Source organism: Mesorhizobium newzealandense (assembly GCF_042682145.1).
Lineage (GTDB): Bacteria > Pseudomonadota > Alphaproteobacteria > Rhizobiales > Rhizobiaceae > Mesorhizobium > Mesorhizobium newzealandense.
In genome coordinates this window covers 100,228-117,614 of record NZ_JBHUGZ010000031.1, presented here as the reverse complement: position 1 = coordinate 117,614, position 17,387 = coordinate 100,228, and the positions used below count along the sequence as shown (strand labels likewise).

Annotated in this window: 21 protein-coding genes and 1 other RNA gene; 8 read left to right on the top strand and 14 right to left on the bottom strand. The window is 62.5% G+C overall.

Features of this window, described 5'->3' with window-relative positions; all coding sequences use genetic code 11:
- Positions 1 to 136: 136 nt before the first annotated feature.
- From ACFSOZ_RS37805 to ACFSOZ_RS37785, 5 genes are all read right to left on the bottom strand, one after another.
- The gene (locus ACFSOZ_RS37805) at positions 137 to 325 is read right to left on the bottom strand and encodes a DUF2065 domain-containing protein (protein ID WP_379096091.1); all 189 of its coding nucleotides are present in this window, start codon (positions 323 to 325) and stop codon (positions 137 to 139) included.
- Between the two features lie 6 nt (positions 326 to 331).
- Positions 332 to 1,300 (bottom strand): protease modulator HflC, encoded by a 969-nt coding sequence (hflC, locus tag ACFSOZ_RS37800; RefSeq protein WP_379106860.1) that lies wholly within the window; start codon positions 1,298 to 1,300, stop codon positions 332 to 334.
- The gene (hflK, locus tag ACFSOZ_RS37795) at positions 1,300 to 2,415 is read right to left on the bottom strand and encodes an FtsH protease activity modulator HflK (protein ID WP_379106859.1); all 1,116 of its coding nucleotides are present in this window, start codon (positions 2,413 to 2,415) and stop codon (positions 1,300 to 1,302) included. The genes hflC and hflK overlap by 1 nt, the downstream gene beginning before the upstream one ends.
- A 150-nt stretch (positions 2,416 to 2,565) precedes the next feature.
- Positions 2,566 to 3,084, bottom strand: coding sequence for a dihydrofolate reductase (locus tag ACFSOZ_RS37790; protein WP_379106857.1), 519 nt, complete (start codon positions 3,082 to 3,084; stop codon positions 2,566 to 2,568).
- Positions 3,084 to 4,088, bottom strand: coding sequence for a DUF4424 domain-containing protein (locus ACFSOZ_RS37785; protein ID WP_379106855.1), 1,005 nt, complete (start codon positions 4,086 to 4,088; stop codon positions 3,084 to 3,086). Before ACFSOZ_RS37785 ends, ACFSOZ_RS37790 begins: the two co-directional genes overlap by 1 nt.
- Before the next feature lie 131 nt (positions 4,089 to 4,219).
- Between ACFSOZ_RS37785 and cobF the strand changes: the two genes are divergently transcribed.
- On the top strand, positions 4,220 to 4,999 hold the full coding sequence (gene cobF / locus ACFSOZ_RS37780; protein WP_379106853.1) for a precorrin-6A synthase (deacetylating): 780 nt from the start codon (positions 4,220 to 4,222) through the stop codon (positions 4,997 to 4,999).
- Between the two features lie 32 nt (positions 5,000 to 5,031).
- On the opposite strand, the gene ACFSOZ_RS37775 is transcribed toward cobF, so the two are convergent.
- From ACFSOZ_RS37775 to modA, 5 genes are all read right to left on the bottom strand, one after another.
- Complete coding sequence (locus ACFSOZ_RS37775) at positions 5,032 to 5,907, bottom strand: methyltransferase domain-containing protein (RefSeq protein WP_379106850.1); 876 nt, start codon at positions 5,905 to 5,907, stop codon at positions 5,032 to 5,034.
- Positions 5,908 to 6,189: 282 nt separating this feature from the next.
- Positions 6,190 to 6,531 (bottom strand): winged helix-turn-helix domain-containing protein, encoded by a 342-nt coding sequence (locus ACFSOZ_RS37770; RefSeq protein ID WP_379106848.1) that lies wholly within the window; start codon positions 6,529 to 6,531, stop codon positions 6,190 to 6,192.
- An 80-nt stretch (positions 6,532 to 6,611) separates the two neighbouring features.
- Positions 6,612 to 7,724: a molybdenum ABC transporter ATP-binding protein gene (modC, locus tag ACFSOZ_RS37765; RefSeq protein WP_379106846.1), complete on the bottom strand. Its 1,113-nt coding sequence runs from the start codon at positions 7,722 to 7,724 to the stop codon at positions 6,612 to 6,614.
- A complete protein-coding gene (modB, locus tag ACFSOZ_RS37760) occupies positions 7,721 to 8,425 on the bottom strand; it encodes a molybdate ABC transporter permease subunit (RefSeq protein ID WP_379106844.1) in 705 nt (234 codons plus the stop codon). The genes modC and modB overlap by 4 nt, the downstream gene beginning before the upstream one ends.
- 25 nt (positions 8,426 to 8,450) lie before the next feature.
- Positions 8,451 to 9,245 (bottom strand): molybdate ABC transporter substrate-binding protein, encoded by a 795-nt coding sequence (gene modA / locus ACFSOZ_RS37755; RefSeq protein ID WP_379106842.1) that lies wholly within the window; start codon positions 9,243 to 9,245, stop codon positions 8,451 to 8,453.
- 160 nt (positions 9,246 to 9,405) lie between these two features.
- Between modA and ACFSOZ_RS37750 the strand changes: the two genes are divergently transcribed.
- On the top strand, positions 9,406 to 9,615 hold the full coding sequence (locus ACFSOZ_RS37750) for a TOBE domain-containing protein (RefSeq protein WP_379106840.1): 210 nt from the start codon (positions 9,406 to 9,408) through the stop codon (positions 9,613 to 9,615).
- A gap of 41 nt (positions 9,616 to 9,656) precedes the next feature.
- Here the strand turns inward: ACFSOZ_RS37750 and ACFSOZ_RS37745 are convergent, their stop codons facing one another.
- A complete protein-coding gene (locus ACFSOZ_RS37745; RefSeq protein WP_379106868.1) occupies positions 9,657 to 10,451 on the bottom strand; it encodes a thymidylate synthase in 795 nt (264 codons plus the stop codon).
- A 229-nt stretch (positions 10,452 to 10,680) separates the two neighbouring features.
- The gene (locus ACFSOZ_RS37740) at positions 10,681 to 10,992 is read right to left on the bottom strand and encodes a DUF2853 family protein (protein ID WP_379106838.1); all 312 of its coding nucleotides are present in this window, start codon (positions 10,990 to 10,992) and stop codon (positions 10,681 to 10,683) included.
- A gap of 168 nt (positions 10,993 to 11,160) precedes the next feature.
- On the opposite strand from ACFSOZ_RS37740, the gene ssrA reads away from it, so the two are divergent.
- Together ssrA and ACFSOZ_RS37730 are read left to right on the top strand one after the other, a co-directional pair.
- Positions 11,161 to 11,520: a transfer-messenger RNA gene (gene ssrA / locus ACFSOZ_RS37735) on the top strand.
- 110 nt (positions 11,521 to 11,630) lie between these two features.
- Entirely contained in the window at positions 11,631 to 12,188 is a 558-nt protein-coding gene (locus ACFSOZ_RS37730; protein ID WP_379106836.1) for an AAA family ATPase, read from the top strand.
- A 42-nt stretch (positions 12,189 to 12,230) separates the two neighbouring features.
- Here ACFSOZ_RS37730 and ACFSOZ_RS37725 read toward each other — a convergent pair whose 3' ends face one another.
- On the bottom strand, positions 12,231 to 13,436 hold the full coding sequence (locus ACFSOZ_RS37725; protein ID WP_379106834.1) for a multidrug effflux MFS transporter: 1,206 nt from the start codon (positions 13,434 to 13,436) through the stop codon (positions 12,231 to 12,233).
- 185 nt (positions 13,437 to 13,621) lie between these two features.
- Between ACFSOZ_RS37725 and ACFSOZ_RS37720 the strand changes: the two genes are divergently transcribed.
- The 4 genes from ACFSOZ_RS37720 (at position 13,622) to ACFSOZ_RS37705 (ending at position 15,469) form a co-directional block, all read left to right on the top strand.
- Positions 13,622 to 14,311 carry a TetR/AcrR family transcriptional regulator gene (locus tag ACFSOZ_RS37720; protein ID WP_379106832.1) on the top strand — a complete coding sequence of 230 codons (690 nt, stop codon included), beginning with the start codon at positions 13,622 to 13,624 and terminating at the stop codon, positions 14,309 to 14,311.
- 118 nt (positions 14,312 to 14,429) lie between these two features.
- Positions 14,430 to 14,969: an SspB family protein gene (locus ACFSOZ_RS37715; RefSeq protein ID WP_379106830.1), complete on the top strand. Its 540-nt coding sequence runs from the start codon at positions 14,430 to 14,432 to the stop codon at positions 14,967 to 14,969.
- Between the two features lie 15 nt (positions 14,970 to 14,984).
- On the top strand, positions 14,985 to 15,230 hold the full coding sequence (locus ACFSOZ_RS37710) for a DUF4169 family protein (RefSeq protein ID WP_379106828.1): 246 nt from the start codon (positions 14,985 to 14,987) through the stop codon (positions 15,228 to 15,230).
- A 20-nt stretch (positions 15,231 to 15,250) separates the two neighbouring features.
- Positions 15,251 to 15,469 (top strand): ribbon-helix-helix domain-containing protein, encoded by a 219-nt coding sequence (locus ACFSOZ_RS37705; RefSeq protein ID WP_379106826.1) that lies wholly within the window; start codon positions 15,251 to 15,253, stop codon positions 15,467 to 15,469.
- Here the strand turns inward: ACFSOZ_RS37705 and ACFSOZ_RS37700 are convergent.
- Positions 15,466 to 17,268 carry a chloride channel protein gene (locus ACFSOZ_RS37700; RefSeq protein WP_379106824.1) on the bottom strand — a complete coding sequence of 601 codons (1,803 nt, stop codon included), beginning with the start codon at positions 17,266 to 17,268 and terminating at the stop codon, positions 15,466 to 15,468. The genes ACFSOZ_RS37705 and ACFSOZ_RS37700 overlap by 4 nt on opposite strands.
- Between the last annotated feature and the right edge of the window lie 119 nt (positions 17,269 to 17,387).

Below are 17,387 nucleotides of genomic sequence, written 5' to 3'. Positions count from 1 at the left end.
AAGCTCGTATCCCTGGATCGAAGCTCGTATCCCTTTGATCGAAGCTCGTATCCCTGGATCGAAGCTCGTATCCCGTGGATCGAAGCTCGTGTCCCGGGATCGAACCTCGTATCCCGGGGACCGAAGCTCGCCGCAGTCACCCGCTTCGCACCAGCCAGACGATGCCGACGCCGATCGCAATTGCCGCCAGCCCGGCAACCCGCAACGCGTTCTCGGGCAGCGACAGAACTTCAGTGGCGAGCTTCCTGGCAAGGCCGGGAAAGCCGCCATAGACCAGACCTTCTATCACAAGGACGAGGCCCATGGCAGCGAGAAAATCCTGCACCGGCCGCTACTGGCCGGTGCTCGGCTGTGCCGCCGGCGCGGCGGGTGCCGTCGCCGGAGCGGTTGGCGCGGGCGAAACCGGCTTCGCCGGTCCCTCCTTGCCGTCGGGATCGCGGAAGAAGCGGAAGAACTCAGAGCTCGGCGACAGCACCATGGTCGTCCCGGTGTTGTCCAGCGCCGTACCATAGGCATTCATCGACCGGTAGAAGTCGAAGAAAGCCGGATCGCGCTGATACGCTTCCGCGAAGGTGGCACTGCGCTGGGCTTCGCCCTCGCCGCGCAGGATTTCCGACTCTTTCTGCGCTTCGGCGACGATCTCGACCACTTCGCGATCGGCACGGGCCGTGATGCGCTGTGCCGCTTCGTTACCGCGTGCCCTCAGCCGCGCAGCCTCTGCCAGGCGTTCCGCCTTCATGCGGTCGAAGGTCTGCTGTGAGACCTCGGCCGTGAGATCGGTGCGGCGGATACGGACATCCTCGATCTGCAGGCCGAGCGACGTGGCGTCGGGCCTGAGCTGATCGCGGACTTCGCGCATCATCACGGCACGCTGTTCGGAGAGTGCGGCCTCGAAATCGCGCAGACCGTAGACGCGGCGCAAGGCAGCGTCGAGACGCGTCCTGAGCCGGGCTTCGGCCAGTTCGATCTGACCGGACACGGCGGAACGGAAGACGCGCGGATCCGAGATGCGATAGGCGATGAAGGCATCGACCTCATAGAACTTGCCGCCCGACACCTGGACGCGGATGTTGTCGAGGTCGAAGCGCAGCACCCGGTTCTCGATCAACTGCACCGTATCGGCGTCGAAAAACGAGAACGGCGCCTTGAAGTAGATGCCGGGTTCGCTCTTGACGTCGACGATCTCACCGAACCTGAGCACCAGCGCCTGCTGGCGCGCGTTGACCACGAAGACCGACGAATAGAGCAGGAACAGGATGACGGCCGCGACGACGGCGATGATGGGGAGACGATTGGCCATCACTGGTTACCTCCCGTAGTGCCAACAGGGGCGGCCGGTACCGGCGCTTTCGGCTGCAATGCCGGCAGCGGCAGATAGGGGACGACCCCCTGCCCGTTGCCTTGCTCGACGATCACCTTGTTCGAATCCTTCAGAACCCTCTCCATGGTTTCCAGATAGAGGCGCTTGCGTGTCACATCCGGCGCCTTGGCATATTCGTCATAGACGGAGATGAAGCGCTGCGCCTCGCCTTCGGCTTCCTGTACGACCCGGTTCTTGTAGGCGGCCGCGTCTTCGCGGACCTGTGCGGCCTCGCCGCGTGCCTGGCCGAGCTTCTGGTTGGAGTACTGGTTGGCCTGCTCGACGAACTTGTCCTCGTCCTGCTCGGCACGCTGCACCTCGTCGAACGCATCGGCCACCTCGCGTGGCGGTGCTGCATCCTCGATCGAGACGGCGTTGACGTTGAGGCCGGCCTTGTAGCCGTCCAGGGTCGTCTGGATGATCTCACGCACGGAAGCTGCGATGCCCTGGCGGTCATCGCGGAAGATGTCCTGTGCCGGCCGGCGGCCGACGGCTTCGCGCATCGCGCTTTCGGCAACCTGCCGCAGCATGCCGTCGGGATCGGAGACGTCGAACAGATAGGCCCGGGGGTCGGAGACCTGATAGGCCACCGAGAACTGGACATTGACGATGTTCTGGTCGCCCGAAAGCATCAGGCCATTGCCGCTGGTGTTGCCGCCGCCAATGTCGACGAGTTGTTCGGAAATCTTGGCCGTTTCGACGGTTTCGAGCGGCCACCAATGGAAATGCAGGCCGGGCTGCGACAGTTCGGCCTTCGGCTTGCCGAAGCGCAGTTCAACCGCGACCTCGTCGGGCTGCACTGTGTAAACCGCCTGGAACGCCCACAGCACCACAAGTGCTGCCGCGATCAGCCCGAAAATGGCCGGGCTTGCGCCACCGCCACCCGGCAGGGCGCGCCGCAGCCTGTCCTGGCCGCGGCGGATGATGTCTTCGAGATCGGGAGGCGAGCCCTGCGGGCCGCTCGGTCCCTTTGGTCCCTGCCCCCAGGGTCCCTGATTGTTGCCGCCGCCGCCCCATGGGCCGCCGCCACCGCCGCTTTTGTCGTTCCAGGGCATGAATGTCCTTTCGCTTGGAATTCCCTCAAGCGCCGATGTTACGGCGCGAAATCCAGTGTGGTACTTCTATAGGGACGCAGCGAGGCGCTTTCAACGCGATGCGTTGCCGACTTCGTCCGATTTGGTCCGGTCGCGACCCTTTGTCGTCTTTCAATGCACGTCGCGGCGTCGCTCGTAAACCGAATAGCGCGTTGCGTGGCTGTCCTTTTCCCCGGCCGGGACCTCCCGCGAGCTGACAACGCGCCAGGAATTCGCGTCGATCGGCGGGAAATGCGCATCGCCATCGACCGTTTCCAGCACATGGGTGACATGCAGCCGGTCGGCCAGCGGCAGCGCCTGGGCGTAGATTTCGCCGCCACCGATGACGCAGACCTCGTCCACACCTCCCATGCAGCGCCCGCGCACCGTGGCCAGCTGGATCGCGGCTTCGAGCGAATGCGCGACCTCGACACCCTCGGCGCGCCAGGCTTTGTCGCGGGTGACCACGATGTTCAACCTGCCCGGCAGCGGCCGGCCTATGCCTTCATAGGTCTTGCGGCCCATGATGATGGGCTTGCCCATCGTGTCCGCTTTGAAGCGCTTGAGATCGGTGGACAGCCGCCAGGGCAGCCCGCCATCCCGCCCGATCACGCCGTTTTCAGCGATGGCGACATAGATTGCGACGTGCATCAGTTGCCATCCCCGCTATCGCTGTCCAATGGATCGAGAAGCAGGATGTCGATGTCGTGCTCGGGATAGAAATCGTCCGCGGTCATCTCGAACGTGGTCGGTCCGACCTTTTTGACATTGTCGCCGCAGAACGAGACCAGCGCTTTCGGATTGACCTTGTCGACGGTCAGCTTGAACTTGCCGATGGTGCCCGCCGCCCAGTTGCCGCCAGTGGTCAGGATATAGGCGATGCGGCTTTCGTTGTACTGGGGATAGCCGTCTGGACCATCCTTCGCCGCCTTGCGCACCGCGTTCTCGAAGGTGTCGTCCATGCAGTAACGGGTCTTGTAGCTGGCGTATTGGCCCTGGAACTTGCCGTCGAAGAAAAAGCTGACCGAAGACGTGCCGCCGACGCTCGGCTTGTAACGGTGCGAGACATGAACGTCCTTGTTGGCCGGAAAGGTCGAGCGCCACCAATAGGTCGAACGCAATTGCCAGAACGGCGCATAGTTGGGTTTCGCGCCACCGCTGTCGTCGATGATGATGCCGCGGTTGACCCAGTCATCGGCCACCGCTTGCGGCAGCTTTGCCAATGCAGCCTTCGCCTCGTCGCCGAACGGGTTGAACGGCACATTCTGCGCCTTCAGATCGGCACCGATGTCGATGCCCAGCGCGAATACCTTCTGCTCGAGCTGTGGCTTGACGGCGACACCGTCGATCGTCACCTCGAAGCCGAGAAAATTGTCGCTCTGATTTTCAGGGATCGCCGGCATCTCCTCGGGATCGCCAGAAATATCGGGCATCGGGAAAGCGACGATCGCGTCGACATCCTTGTCGGTGTTGTTGTGGAAGACGTAGTCGACCGTCACCTTTTCCGGCGAGATGAAGAGGTCTTCGCTTTGCATCGACACTGCATCGCTGCGCGACAGGATCAGGCCGCCGGTGCCGAGTTCGGCAACCGAATCATTGGCGAATGCAGGCGCGGCTGAAAGCGCCAGCGCGGCGGTCAGGACAAATCTCAACATGGAAGCCCCCTCGGCTAGAATGCCGACACGACCCTAGCCGTTTCAATGTGGCGTTTCAAAGCCCTTCCGCATCCGCGGGCGCGCCATGATGGTCTGGACTAACAGGTTCCGATCGGGCAGGAGATCGTTCCATGCGCAAGCTCCTCGTCATCGGCATCGGCGCCGGCAATCCCGACCATATGACCGTTCAGGCCATAAACGGCCTCAACCGCGCCGACGTGCTGTTCATCCCCGACAAGGGCGCGAAAAAGAACGACCTTGCCGACTTGCGCCGCCAGATCTGCGATCGCTTCGTCACCAACCCGAAGTCGCGCCGCGTCGAATTCGACGTCCCGGTGCGCGCCGAGCCGGCGCCCTCTTACCGCTCGACCGTCGACGACTGGCACGAGGCCATCGCCGCCATCTACGAAGACCTTATCCGCGACGAGATTGGGCAGGACGGCTGCGGCGCCTTCCTGATCTGGGGCGATCCTTCGCTCTACGACAGCGCATTGCGCATCCTCGAGCGCGTGCGCCTGAGAGGCAATGTCGCGTTCGAGCTCGAAGTGATACCGGGCATCACCGCTGTCCAGGCGCTTGCCGCCAGCCACAAAATGGCGCTGAACCGCATTGGCGATTCCATCCTGATCACCACGGGCCGCCGTCTCACCCAGGAAGGGCTGGCCGACAATGCCGGCAGCACCGTCGTCATGCTCGACGGCAAATGCGCCTTCAACGTGCTGACCGACAAGGATGTCGTCATCCATTGGGGTGCCTATCTCGGCACGCCGGACGAGATCCTTCTCTCCGGCCTGATCGGTGATGTCGGCGCGGAGATCGAAAAGGTCCGCGAAGAAGCCCGCCGGCAAAAGGGCTGGATCATGGACACCTACCTGCTGCGCAAGCCTGGCGAGCCGCAGGACGATCGGTAATTTTCAGGAACCGAAGGTCCAAACCTAACGACCTACGCCTGCCGTCGTTTCAAAATTGCGCAGAATTCAAAGTTGTTGTGCGGCGTGGCATAGACTTTCTCGACATCCAGCCCGATGAGACCGAGATTGGAAAGTGCCTCTATGCCGTCGCGGAAGCTTTGCGGCGTAAATTGCCACGCGTGAACATCGACGTATGCCCCGCCGGAATTGTCATATTCGCTCATGGCCACGGAGACGGCAGCAATATTCTGCCGATAAACCGGCAGCCCATGATCTCCGGCCCAATGACGGGCAGCGTCATTGTGCGTGATCAGGGCTCTGTGTTCGATGACGCTCTTTACGCAGTGAACGCTGTTGCCCCGAGCGTTGATGAAATCTGCAATTGAGCTCTCTGGAATGAAGTGATCGAAGCAATAGCGCTTGTCCGGTACAATCAGGAGGTATCTGCCTGTCGGCACGAGAATCCTCTCGACCTGTCTCAGATGGTGGATCAGATCCGGTTGATGCTCGATGCAGTGACTGCTCAGGCAGAAGTCAAACGTCTCGGCGACGATACCCAAATCGCCGGTGCTGGAGACATAGTCGATATCCACAGGGGCGGTGGAGTATGGGTAGCCGACAGCATCTGCCCTCTTGATCAGGCCCTGCTTGTCCAAGACGTCGAGATATCTGATGTTTGGACCCCGAAGCGCTGGGTTGGTGAAAGGCCCGATCTCAAGGGCTGATTTGCGTCCGACAAGGGCAGTCAGGTCGTTTCGGTGAAACTCTATGGGGCCGGCGTCCATTCGAATTAGCCCGCGCCTGAGCAGCGGCAGCAGTCTTCTCAACAGGGGAAGCGAGGCAAGCCGCGCCCGCATTGCGCGAGGCAATAGCCGCCAGACATAGGTAAGCCGAAGCAGTACCCTCATCGCGCAGCGCCTCTTCGTGTTGAGATGTTGCTAGTGCCGCGCTGCTTCCAAGATCATGGCCTCAGTTTCCTCGATGTATCGAGTGCTCAGGGGGCCGATCTGCTGTGCATCAACGTGTCGTCTAATCAAGAGGCGCCAATTCTAACCAAGAATCCGGAGCCGGACAACTGGCCCGCGAGGGCACAAAGCAACCGTTGCGATGATGTTGTTGGCACCGCCCTGTCGGCCTCTGGTTCGCGCGGTGAACTGCGCCAGGGCGTCCCATCTTCCGCTCGGCACCTTTCACCCGGCGTCGATTTCAGCCTGCAACGCCTCCATATGCGTTGCGGCCGCGGCAGAAGCCGCGCGCTCGATGGCGCGGAAGCGGCTGACCACCGCAAGACCCACCGCCGTCAGTTGCGCACCGCCGCCCTTGCGGCCACCCGTCTGCGCCGCGACCAGCGGCTTGCCGAACACCCGGTTCATGTCCTCGACCAGGTCCCAGGCGTGCTTGTAGGACATTTCCATGCCGCGTGCGGCGGCCGAGATCGAGCCGAAGGCGGCGATCTGCTCCAGCAACTCGATCTTGCCCGGGCCGATGCGCCCGTCGGGATCGAGATTTATCCGCAAGCTCAGCGACGGCATTTTTGTCCTCCGCGGTCACGCCCGATCCCATCTTAGAAGCTCTCCAGCGATACCGCTATTCCAAAAAAACATAGCGACGATCATCCGTGCGCTTCGAGGGGCAGGCCGGCGCCGGTGTTTGCCCGGTCGAAGCTCACCGTCTTGACCACCGCGAAAACTTTGCCGCCGAGCTGAAGCTTCAGCGCCTGCCGCGACTGCTCGGTGATGCGGGCAAGCACGGCTGCGCCGTTGCAGTCGATGCCGACCTCGACGGTCGCGCCCTCGCCCGGCCTGATGGCGACAATGGTGCCCGGCAGAATGTTGAGCGCGCTGAGGCCTGTCGGTTTCTCCGTTGCGACCATCACGTCGCGGGCGCGGATGCGGACGCGCACACGCGCCCCTGTCGTCATCGCCAGCCGCGGCACCCGGATCTCGCCGGCGGCCGAGCCGAGCACGGTCATGCCAAAAGTCTCATCATGACGCAGCACCCTGGTGTCCAGCACAGCGCCACCCTCGCCGCGCTCCTCCGCCGGCAGCAGGTCGAGCCTCTGCATCACCGCCTCGGTCGGGCCGCTGGCGATGACATGACCTTGCGCCAGCATCACCACGTCGCTGGCCAACCGCGCCACCTCGGCCACGGAATGGCTGACATAGACGATCGGAATTTTCGTCTCGTCGCGCAGCCGCTCGACATAGGGCAGGATCTCGGCCTTGCGCGCCTCGTCCAGCGAGGCCAGCGGTTCGTCCATGAGCAGCAATCCGGGGCTGGCCAGCAACGCCCGGCCGATCGCCACGCGCTGCTTCTCGCCGCCCGAGAGCTTTGCCGGTCGCCTGTCCAGCAGCGGGCCGATGCCGAGCAGTTCGACGACGGCATCCATATCCGCGTAGCGCTCCGCTGGCGGCGTGAACCAGCGGCCATAGCGCAGATTGCCGGCCACGCTCATATGCGGAAACAGGCGCGCATCCTGGAACACCATGCCGATGCGGCGCTTGTGCTTCGGCACGAAAATGCCGGTACTGGTGTCGACCAGCACGCGGCCATCGACCTCGATGCGCCCTTTGTCGGGCCGGATCAGCCCGGCGATCATGTTGATCACCGTCGTCTTGCCGGAACCCGAGGGTCCGAACAGCGCCGTCAGCCGCCCGGCGCTCTCGAAGCGGACGTCGAGGCTGAAGTCGCCGAGGCGATGGCTGATGTCGACGAGAACCGTCATTCGATGTCCATCCGCCTGCCGACACGCCGCGCCAGCACTTCCGAAGCGACCAGTGCCGCCATCGAGATGACGATGGAGATCAGCGTCAGCCTGAGCGCACCTTCATCACCGCCCGGCACTTGCGTGAAGGTATAGATCGCCGATGGCAGCGTCTGCGTCTCGTTGGGGATGTTGGAGACGAAGGTGATGGTCGCCCCGAACTCGCCCATCGCCTTGGCGAAGGACAGGATCGCACCGGCAATCAGCCCGGGCAGGATCAGCGGCAGCGTGATGGTGGCGAACACCCACAGAGGGTTGGCGCCGAGCGTTCCCGCCGCCGCCTCCATCTTGCGGTCCACCGCCTCGATCGACAGCCGGATCGCCCGCACCATCAGGGGAAAACCCATGATGCCGCAAGCCAATGCGGCACCTGTCCAGCGAAACGAGAAGACGATGCCGAAATGCTCCGCCAGGAAGGCGCCGGCCGGGCCGCGCTTGCCGAACGTGAGCAGCAACAGATAGCCCGTCACCACTGGCGGCAGGATCAGCGGCAGGTGCACAAGGCCGTTGAGCAGCGTCTTGCCCCAGAATTGTCCTCGGGCAAGCACCAGCGCAATCAATATGCCCGGTGGCAGGCTGGCGACCATTGCCACCGTCGCAACCTTGATCGACAGCCGAACCGCATTCCATTCGTCGGGAGTGAGGTCCAGCAGCCAGTTCATATTGCGATATCAGGCCCTTTCGAACTCAGTTGCTCGGCGTCAGGACAGTAAAACCCTGATCCTTGAACAGCGCGCCAGCCTTGGCCGACTGCAGGCATTTCAGGAAAGCCGGCGTATCCTTGTCCTTCGAATCGGCGGTCTGGGCAACCGGGTAGATGATCGGCGGATGCGAATCCTCCGGGAAGGTGCCGACCACCTTGACGCCCTTTTCGGCATGCGCGTCGGTGGCGTAGACGATGCCGAGGGCCGCTTCGCCGGTCGAAACCAGCTTCAGCGCCGCACGCACATTCTCGGCCTGCGCCACCTTGCCGTCGACCGACGACCAGACACCGAGCGATTCAAGCGCCGCCTTGCCGTATTTGCCGGCCGGCACCGCCTTGACGTCACCCATGGCCAGCTTGCCGTCGCCGATCAGCTTGGCCAGGTCGAAGCCTTTCTCGATACTGGTTTCAAGCGTCGAGTCCTTCGGCACCACCAGCACGATCTCGTTGCCAAGCAGCTTCACTTCGGTGTCCGGCTTGGTCAGCTTCTTGTCGGACAGATATTTCATCCAGTCGAGGTCGGCTGAAATGAAGACATCCGCCGGTGCCCCGCCTTCGATCTGCTTGGCCAGTGCCGAACTCGCGGCGTAGGAGACGGTCGCGGCTTCGCCGACATCGGCCTCGCAGGCTTTGTTCACCGCATCGAGCGCGTCCTTCAGGCTGGCCGCGGCAAACACCACCACCTTGTCTTGCGCATGCGCGGCCGGCACTGCCGCCATCAGCGTCGCCGCCAAACCGCCAATAGCGATCGCCCTCAATCTGAAACCTCTGCGCGTCATGGAAAACTCTCCCTCGGTTTGAAATCCGATCAGCTCGAAGCCTGCCAATCGATATATCCGGATGAATATAACAAGGGAAGGCCTGGTGCCCCGCGAAAGCGTCTGTTCGACGTCGATTGTTCTGGTAAGACGGGCAAAGAAACCTTGGAAAGAAACTCCGATGAAGATCAGCGCCCGCAACATTCTCAAGGGAACGATCACCGAGATCGTCAAAGGAGCCACCACCTCGCATGTCAGAATCGACATTGGTGGCGGCGCCATCGTTACCGCCTCGATCACCAACGAGGCGGTCGCCGATCTCAAGCTCGAAAAAGGCAATCAGGCCTATGCCGTGGTCAAGGCCTCGGACGTGATGGTCGGCATCGACTGACCGGTGCCTGATTTTCGAAGGGTGTGCTAAATCGGCGGGCTCTAGACCGCTATCGGCGCCTTGATCGACGCATCGGCGACGTAGTTTTCCAGCCGAAAATCCTCGAAGCGGAAGGCGAACAGGTCCTTCACTTCGGGATTGATCCACATCGTCGGCAGCGCCCTCGGCGTGCGCCGCAGCTGCTCGCGTGCCTGTTCGAAATGGTTCGAGTAGAGATGGGCATCACCGAGCGTGTGGACGAAATCGCCCGGCTTCAGCCCGGTCACCTGCGCCACCATCAGCGTCAGCAGCGCGTAAGAAGCGATGTTGAACGGCACGCCGAGGAAGATATCGGCTGAGCGCTGGTAGAGCTGGCAGGAAAGCCGCCCTTCCGAAACGTAGAACTGGAACAGGCAGTGGCACGGCGGCAACGCCATGGCTTCCACTTCGGCCGGATTCCATGCTGAAACGATCAGCCGCCGCGATTGAGGATTCCGGCGTATCTCCTTCAGAAGATTCGTTATCTGGTCGATGGAACCGCCATGGCCATCCGGCCAGGAGCGCCACTGCTTGCCGTAGACCGGGCCGAGGTCGCCATTCTCGTCGGCCCATTCGTCCCAGATCGAAACGCCATGGTCGGTGAGGTACTTGATGTTGGTGTCGCCGGCCAGGAACCACAGCAGTTCATGGATGATCGACTTCAGGTGCAGCTTCTTTGTGGTGGTGACCGGGAAGCCGCGCGCCAGGTCGAAGCGCATCTGGTAGCCGAACACGGAGCGTGTGCCGGTGCCGGTGCGGTCGCCGCGATCGGCACCATTGTCCAGTACATGCTGCAAGAGGTCGAGATATTGGCGCATCGGCTCCGGCTCGATTCGATATTTCACCGATAATAACGCATGTCCGCGCCGACGCCACGCTTGTTTGAAGTCTTCCCCATCCTGGCAGTGGAGACCTTTGCAGAATTCGCTCTGGCGAGCCGAATGTGTGGTTTTCTAGAACCGAAGCTGGGCGTACTTTGAAGTACGCTAGCACGGGAAGGGCAGAAATCCGCGCCGGTCGGCCGCCAGAAGTGAGTTATCAGAGGTCTCAGAGGGAGCCGAGCTTGCCCAGATCCTTCGCAACCAGATAATAGAAAGTCACCCGGTTCTTGGTGTTGTCGGTGGCCATCGCCTTGCAGACCTTCTCGATCGACGCGTCGGCCTTCTTGTCGTCAGTGACGCCGAGCTTCTTCGACACCCATCCCGCCTTGACGCGGTCGAGTTCCTTCGGGTCGGTGCAGGAGACCAGCGAGGAATCGCGGTTCCTGAGCGCAATGCCCAGGTGCTTCACGATCTTGTCGACCACGTCGGCGCTTGCCGCGGCGTCGTATTTCTTCACGTCTGCAAGATAGTCGGCCATCAAAATTCCCCTCGTCGGCGCCACGGATCCGATCGATGAGGGCTGTGGCGCGCTGCTGCAACCCTGCGCTAGGTCGGTAACTCCTCACCGTTGCAAAGCTTCGGTTGAGACCGCCCCCAAGTCAACCCTTGGCGATGCGGTTTTGGCGTCGGGACAAAGTGCCATTGCGGCCTTTCATTTCGCGCGATGTCCCCCTATATTCGTTTTGTCGGCTTGACCGACTATGGCGATAAATGGGCGATGAAATAAGCCGTTCGGACCCGGGGGCGGTACCCGGCGCCTCCACCAAAAGCCGCTGCTGACGACAGAGCGGTTCTTGCTGGGGGCGAAATAGGATCGACGAAGGTGTAAAGATCGTACTTTTGCCCGGCATGGTACCACCGTCATCGGGCTAAACCTGTAGTTGCAAATGACAACTATGCGGAAGCACGTCTCGCCGCGTAAGCGGTGCGATAGCTTCAATTCAAGCCCTAGGGGTTCGCACTTCTAGGCGGGGTTCGGAGGTACCTGGCAACAGAAACCTCCACTTCTCCCCTTCACTACGCGTCACCCCGCAACGGCAGCTCCCGCTGGCCAGCCTTGGTGCGGCTTTCGGGCCGCGAAGGCGCCGCGCCGCGCGCGCCCCCCCTGGACAAAAGATGCAAAACGATTCCGATCGATTCTTCGTGCTGACCGGCGGTCCGGGTTCCGGCAAGACCACCTTGATTGAGGCCCTGCGCCAGTCAGGCTTTGCAACCTCGCTCGAAGCCGGCCGCGGCATCATCCGCGATCAGTCCGCCATAGGTGGGGCTGCCCTGCCCTGGCGCGATCGCGCGCTGTTCGCCGAGCTGATGCTGTCGTGGGAGATGCGCTCCTATCAGGCCGCGCGCGAAGAGACTGGCCCGGTCTTCTTCGATCGCGGCGTGCCGGACACGCTTGGTTATTTGCGCCTGACCGACCTGCCGGTTTCCGAGCACGTCATGCATGCCGCCGAACGCTTCCGCTATGCCAGACGCATCTTCATTGCCCCGCCCTGGCCTGACATCTTCACGCAGGATGCCGAAAGAAAGCAGACGCTCGACGAGGCCGAGCGCACATACCATGCGCTGGTCAATACCTACACCGAACTGGGCTATGAGCTGGTCCCGCTGCCTTTGGCGCCGGTCAAGACGCGGCTTCGATTCATCCTGACCGAAACCGGGTTGGCCCGGACATGAAAAAGGCCGGGTCAATCCCGGCCTTTTGCTTGATTTGATTGCTTATTCCGCCGGTGCCTCGACGGCTTCGCGGGCACGGCCGAGCGTGAACTTGGCCAGCGTGAAGGAAATCACCGCGCACAGCGTGATGCCGGCGACCATCGGCAGCGGCGTGCCGTCGAAGAACACGCCGGCGACGCCCATGGCGAGCGCGCCGATGCCGAAGTGCAGCGTGCCCATCAGCGCCGAAGCGGTGCCAGCGATCTCGCCATGCTCTTCCATGGCCAGCACCGAGGTGGTCGGAATGACCAGGCCGAGGAAGCCGTAGCCGACGAACAGCAAAGCCGCCATCACGTCGAGCCGGTCGACGCCGGTCGCCATCACCGCGAACAGCACCACCATGGTCGTCGCATAGCCGGTCACCGCGACACGAACCACGCGTCGCAGCCCGAAGCGCTCGGACAGCAGACCCGTCAGCTGCGACATGCCGATGAAGGCGACCGCGTTGATCGAGAAGAACACGCTGTAGACCGACGGCGACAGACCGTAATGGTCGATCAGGATGAACGACGAGCTCGACAGGTAGACGAAGAAGCTGGCAATGCCGAAGCCGGCGATCGCCGTCAGCCCGAGGAAGTTACGGTCGCCCATCAGCAAGCGGTAGGCGGACAACGCGGTGCCGAAGGAGGAGCCGGCGCGTTCTTCCACCGGCCGCGTCTCCTTGAGCGAGGTCGCCAGAAGGATGGTCGCCAGCAATGCAGCACCGGTCACCGTCCAGAACACGGCGCGCCAGCCGAAACTCTCGATGATCACGCTGCCGGTCAGCGGCGCCAGGATCGGCGATACCGAAAACACCAGCATCAGCAAGGACATCAGCTTGGCGGCTTCAGTGCCGGTGTGCAGGTCGCGCACGATGGCGCGCGGTACCGCCATGCCGGCGCTGGCGCCAAGGCCCTGCAGGAAGCGGAAAGCGATCAGCCATTCAATGGTCGGCGCCATTGCCGAACCGATGCCGCCAACCATGAACAGCGCAAGACCGCCATAGAGCGGCAGCTTGCGGCCGACCATGTCGGAGATCGGCCCGACGACGATCTGGCCAAAACCCATCGACAGGAAAAAGATCAACAGGCTCATCTGCACGGCAGCGGTGCCGGCGTGCAGATCCGCGCCGATCGACGGCAGCGCAGGCAGATACATGTCGATGGCGAACGGGCCGATAGCGGACAACAGGCCGAGCACGACCGCGATGCGGAGGAATTTGGGACTCATGATCAAGGCTTCTTTCGAATCTGGTTGCCGCCGCAGCCGACGGGTAACCCAAGGACGTTCCATCCCCTGAAATTCCGACTCTCCGAGAGCGAATTCTCTTCGTCCCCGAGCGAAATCTCCTCAAGTTATGTCCACAAATTTAGACACTCTTGTCTAATTCGTCAATCACCTCTATATAGATTTCCATGAAGTTGCCCGTTTCTCCTGACACTTTCCCGCCACGCGGCCACGAGGCCAAGCGCATATCGATCGTCGACTCCGCAGCTGCCGTGTTTTGCCGTGAAGGCTTCGCCGGCGCCAACATCGATCTGATCGCGGCCGAGGCCGGCGTCTCGCGCCAGACCGTCTACAACCATCATGGCGACAAGGAGAAATTGTTCATCGCCGTGGTTCGTGATCTGACCGAACGCTGCAATGCCGGTATCTTCGCCACAATTGCCACCTTCCCCGATCAGCCCAAGGACCTCGAAGCCGATCTGATCGGCTTTGCCGTGCGCCTGAACCAGAACTGCATCTGCAACCGCGATGGAAAATTCCTGCGCAAGCTGATCCAGACCGAAGGCGAGCGCTATCCCGAATTGTTTGCCGAGTGGCTCGAACAGGGCCCGGGGCGGACATGGCCGGCAATCGCCGCGCGCTTCGCACGGCTGGCCTATGGCGGTTATCTCGCCATCGAGGATCCCGACGTGGCGGCACGCCAGTTCCTCGGCCTCGTCAATGCCGAACTGCAGACGACCTTCATGCTCGGCGGCACGCCGCGCGAGGACGAAGTGCTGCAATCGGCGACAAATGGCGTGCGCACCTTCCTGCGTGCCTTCGGCAAGCGCCGGTCAGTCGCCTCAGTGGAAAAGCAAACCGCGCTGGCCAGCGCCTGAGCGATCAAATCGTTGGCAATAGTGCTCGCCTCGGTGCGGCGGTGGTCTATATCCGGTTTACGCCGCCCTCAAGCTTGATTACAGCTATGCGGACGATTCAACGGAACCCGACCGCCACATGGCCGACGACCACATCCGCTACGACATTCTGGCCCAGGAGGCGTTGCGCGGCGTCATGCGCAAGGTCTTGGCCGAAGTCGCACGCACCGGCCTCCCCGGCAACCACCATTTCTTCATCACATTCCTGACCGGCGCACCGGGCGTGCGGGTGTCGTCGCGGCTGCGCGAGCGCTATCCCGAGCAGATGACCATCGTCATCCAGTTCCAGTATTGGGACCTGAAGGTGACTGACACCGGCTTCGAGGTTGGTCTGTCCTTCTCCGACGTGCCTGAGAAACTCGAAATCCCGTTCTCGGCCGTGCGCGGCTTCTATGATCCCTCGGTCAATTTCGAGCTCGAATTCGACGTCAAGACGGACGGGGCAGCCGAGGAACCAGCCGCTCAAGCCTCGCCGGAGCCGCTGACCGTCGTCTCCGAGAAAAAGCCGAAGGCCGAGAAGAAGGCCGCCGCCGAGCCGGAGAAGAAGCCCGCTGCCGCCGACGCCGCCGCCACCAAGGGCGCCGAAGTGGTCTCGCTCGACGCCTTCCGCAAGAAATAATTCACGTTTCGCGCCATGGCCGCTATCGTCAATCTCCGCCAGGCCCGCAAGCAGAAGGCGCGGGACGAGAAGGTGCGCGTCGCCGAGCAGAACCGGGCCCTGCACGGCCGTTCCAAGGCCGAAAAGGAACGTGACCGCATGATCGCCGACAAGAGCGACAAATTCGTCGCCGGCCACCGCCGCGAACCCTTTGGCGACAAAGACAGCCAGAGCATCGCACCGAAAAGTGCGCAGCGGTTTTCGGATGAATCCGATGCTTAGAGCAAAATGAGCGTCCTGCGGTGAGCGCGGTCGAAAAGCGCTCGGTGACCATTCGCGGTCACCGCACCAGCTACTCCTTGGAAAAGCCCTTCTACGACGATCTCGTCTCGATCGCGGCGACCAGAAAGCTGACGCTCGCCGCTCTTGTCGCCGAAGTCGACGAGACGCGCCCGCGCGACACCAACCTGTCCTCGGCTCTCCGGCTCTTCGTCCTGGAGTGGGCAAAGCGCGGCGCCTAGAGCCCCTCGAGAGCATCTTCCTTTTTCCGGCGTCTGGCGCCGAAGCCAAGCAAGGTCGAGCGATCGCGTTCCTCGGCCTGTTTCCTCGACCGCACGCGCATCAGATCCTTCCAGCCGACATAGCCGACCAGTTGCAAGTCGTCACGGGTGACGACGGGCAGATGGGACACATTGGCCATCAGCAGCTTGTCGGAGAGGCCTTCAAGATATTCATCCGGATAGGCCAGCGTCACCTTGCTGCCTGCCAGCAGTTCACCAAGCGTCGTGGTGCGGTGCGTGCCGGCGCGTCTCCAGCGCAGGATCGCCGGCGGATCGATGAGACCGAGCACATGCCCGCTCTCATCGACCACGGGAAAACTCGGATGCCGCGTTTCAGGCGCGGTCAGGAATGCCGCCGCGCCATGCAGGGTCATCTTCGCCGGCACGCTCTCGACCTTTGAGGTCATCACCTCGCGCACCCTGGTCAAGGCGAAGGGATCGACGCGATATTCGCGAACCAGATGGTGTCCCCTTCTGGCGATCTTCTCGGTCAGGATCGACCGCTTCATCAGGAGCACAGTGACGGCGTGCGCCGCCGCGCAGGCCGCGATCAGTGGCACCAGCATGTGCGTGTTGCCGGTCAGCTCGACCGCAAAGAAGGTCGCCGTCAGCGGCGCACGCATCGTGCCGCCCATGGTGGCGGCCATCGCCAGCAGCGCCCAGAAGCCCGGATCCGCGGCAGGCATAACGCCGGCAAGCACTGCTCCCATTGCGCCGCCCATGATCAGCAGCGGCGCCAGCACGCCTCCGGACGTCCCCGAACCGAGTGCAACCGACCAGATGATGGCCTTCACCACCAGCAGGGTCAGTGCCGCCGCGGCGTCCGTGCGACCATCCAGCATGTCGGCGATGTTGTCATAGCCGACGCCGAGCGCCCGCGGTTCGATCAACCCGCCTATGCCGACCACCAGGCCGCCAAGCATCGGCCACCACATCCAGTGAATGGGCAGCTTCTGGAAGCCGTCCTCGCAGGCATAGACCATCTGCGTCAGCAGCCCCGACAACAGGCCGGCAGCAACACCGATCGAGACCCAGCCGGCAAGGCCGACAAAGGACACTTCCATGCCGCCCTGGAACGGAAAGATCGGCCCGGGCAGATGCAGCATCGTCCGCTCGACCTCGGCAATGATTGCCGCGACCGCCACGGGAATGAAGCTGCGCGGGGTCCATTCGAAAAGCAGCAGTTCGACCGCCAGCATGATGGCCGCGATCGGTGTTCCGAAGACCGTCGTCATGCCCGCTGCCGCACCCGCCACCAGCAGCGTCTTGCGTTCATTGTCGCTGACCGGCAGCATCTGCGCGATCAGCGAGCCGATCGCACCGCCCGTCATAATGATCGGACCCTCGGCACCGAATGGTCCGCCGGAACCGATCGAGATTGCCGACGACAGCGGCTTCAGGATCGCAACCTTGGCGTCGAGCCTCGAACGTCCGAGCAGGATCGCCTCGATGGCCTCGGGAATGCCGTGCCCGCGAATCTTCTCGCTGCCGAAGCGCGCCATCAGGCCGATGAGCAGCGCGCCGATCACCGGGACGACGACAGAGGCATAGCCCAGCGGCGTGTCCTGCAGTTTCAGATCGGCCAGCGTGAACTGGCCAAAATAGGCAATGTTGGTGGCGAGCCGGATCAATTTCAAAAGCGCGATGCCGGCAAACAGCCCCGCCGTCGCCACCACCACGGCGATGGCGGCGACGAGCAGCACCCTGGCGTCGGTGGTGAAATCCCTGAGATGGCCGGGATTGGAATGATGGGACTTCATGGCGGGTTTTGCTTTCTGGCGGCAGTCGGATCTCGGATAGGCGGCACGGTCGAAGCGGCCAGCCGGCTTTGTCGGATGGATATGTATCGTAATACGATATAAATATTCAAGCCGGTTTT

Coding starts and splice junctions, on each gene's coding strand:
- ACFSOZ_RS37790 (WP_379106857.1), bottom strand. CDS start 3,084: ATGCACGTCGCAATCTATGTCGCCATCGCTGAAAACGGCGTGATCGGG.
- modC (WP_379106846.1), bottom strand. CDS start 7,724: ATGACGGTTCTCGTCGACATCAGCCATCGCCTCGGCGACTTCAGCCTC.
- ACFSOZ_RS37740 (WP_379106838.1), bottom strand. CDS start 10,992: ATGGCCGACTATCTTGCAGACGTGAAGAAATACGACGCCGCGGCAAGC.
- ACFSOZ_RS37785 (WP_379106855.1), bottom strand. CDS start 4,088: ATGTTGAGATTTGTCCTGACCGCCGCGCTGGCGCTTTCAGCCGCGCCT.
- cobF (WP_379106853.1), top strand. CDS start 4,220: ATGCGCAAGCTCCTCGTCATCGGCATCGGCGCCGGCAATCCCGACCAT.
- ACFSOZ_RS37770 (WP_379106848.1), bottom strand. CDS start 6,531: ATGCCGTCGCTGAGCTTGCGGATAAATCTCGATCCCGACGGGCGCATC.
- ACFSOZ_RS37725 (WP_379106834.1), bottom strand. CDS start 13,436: ATGAGTCCCAAATTCCTCCGCATCGCGGTCGTGCTCGGCCTGTTGTCC.
- ACFSOZ_RS37775 (WP_379106850.1), bottom strand. CDS start 5,907: ATGAGGGTACTGCTTCGGCTTACCTATGTCTGGCGGCTATTGCCTCGC.
- ACFSOZ_RS37730 (WP_379106836.1), top strand. CDS start 11,631: ATGCAAAACGATTCCGATCGATTCTTCGTGCTGACCGGCGGTCCGGGT.
- hflK (WP_379106859.1), bottom strand. CDS start 2,415: ATGCCCTGGAACGACAAAAGCGGCGGTGGCGGCGGCCCATGGGGCGGC.
- modB (WP_379106844.1), bottom strand. CDS start 8,425: ATGAACTGGCTGCTGGACCTCACTCCCGACGAATGGAATGCGGTTCGG.
- ACFSOZ_RS37750 (WP_379106840.1), top strand. CDS start 9,406: ATGAAGATCAGCGCCCGCAACATTCTCAAGGGAACGATCACCGAGATC.
- ACFSOZ_RS37720 (WP_379106832.1), top strand. CDS start 13,622: ATGAAGTTGCCCGTTTCTCCTGACACTTTCCCGCCACGCGGCCACGAG.
- ACFSOZ_RS37700 (WP_379106824.1), bottom strand. CDS start 17,268: ATGAAGTCCCATCATTCCAATCCCGGCCATCTCAGGGATTTCACCACC.
- modA (WP_379106842.1), bottom strand. CDS start 9,245: ATGACGCGCAGAGGTTTCAGATTGAGGGCGATCGCTATTGGCGGTTTG.
- hflC (WP_379106860.1), bottom strand. CDS start 1,300: ATGGCCAATCGTCTCCCCATCATCGCCGTCGTCGCGGCCGTCATCCTG.
- ACFSOZ_RS37745 (WP_379106868.1), bottom strand. CDS start 10,451: ATGCGCCAATATCTCGACCTCTTGCAGCATGTACTGGACAATGGTGCC.
- ACFSOZ_RS37710 (WP_379106828.1), top strand. CDS start 14,985: ATGGCCGCTATCGTCAATCTCCGCCAGGCCCGCAAGCAGAAGGCGCGG.
- ACFSOZ_RS37715 (WP_379106830.1), top strand. CDS start 14,430: ATGGCCGACGACCACATCCGCTACGACATTCTGGCCCAGGAGGCGTTG.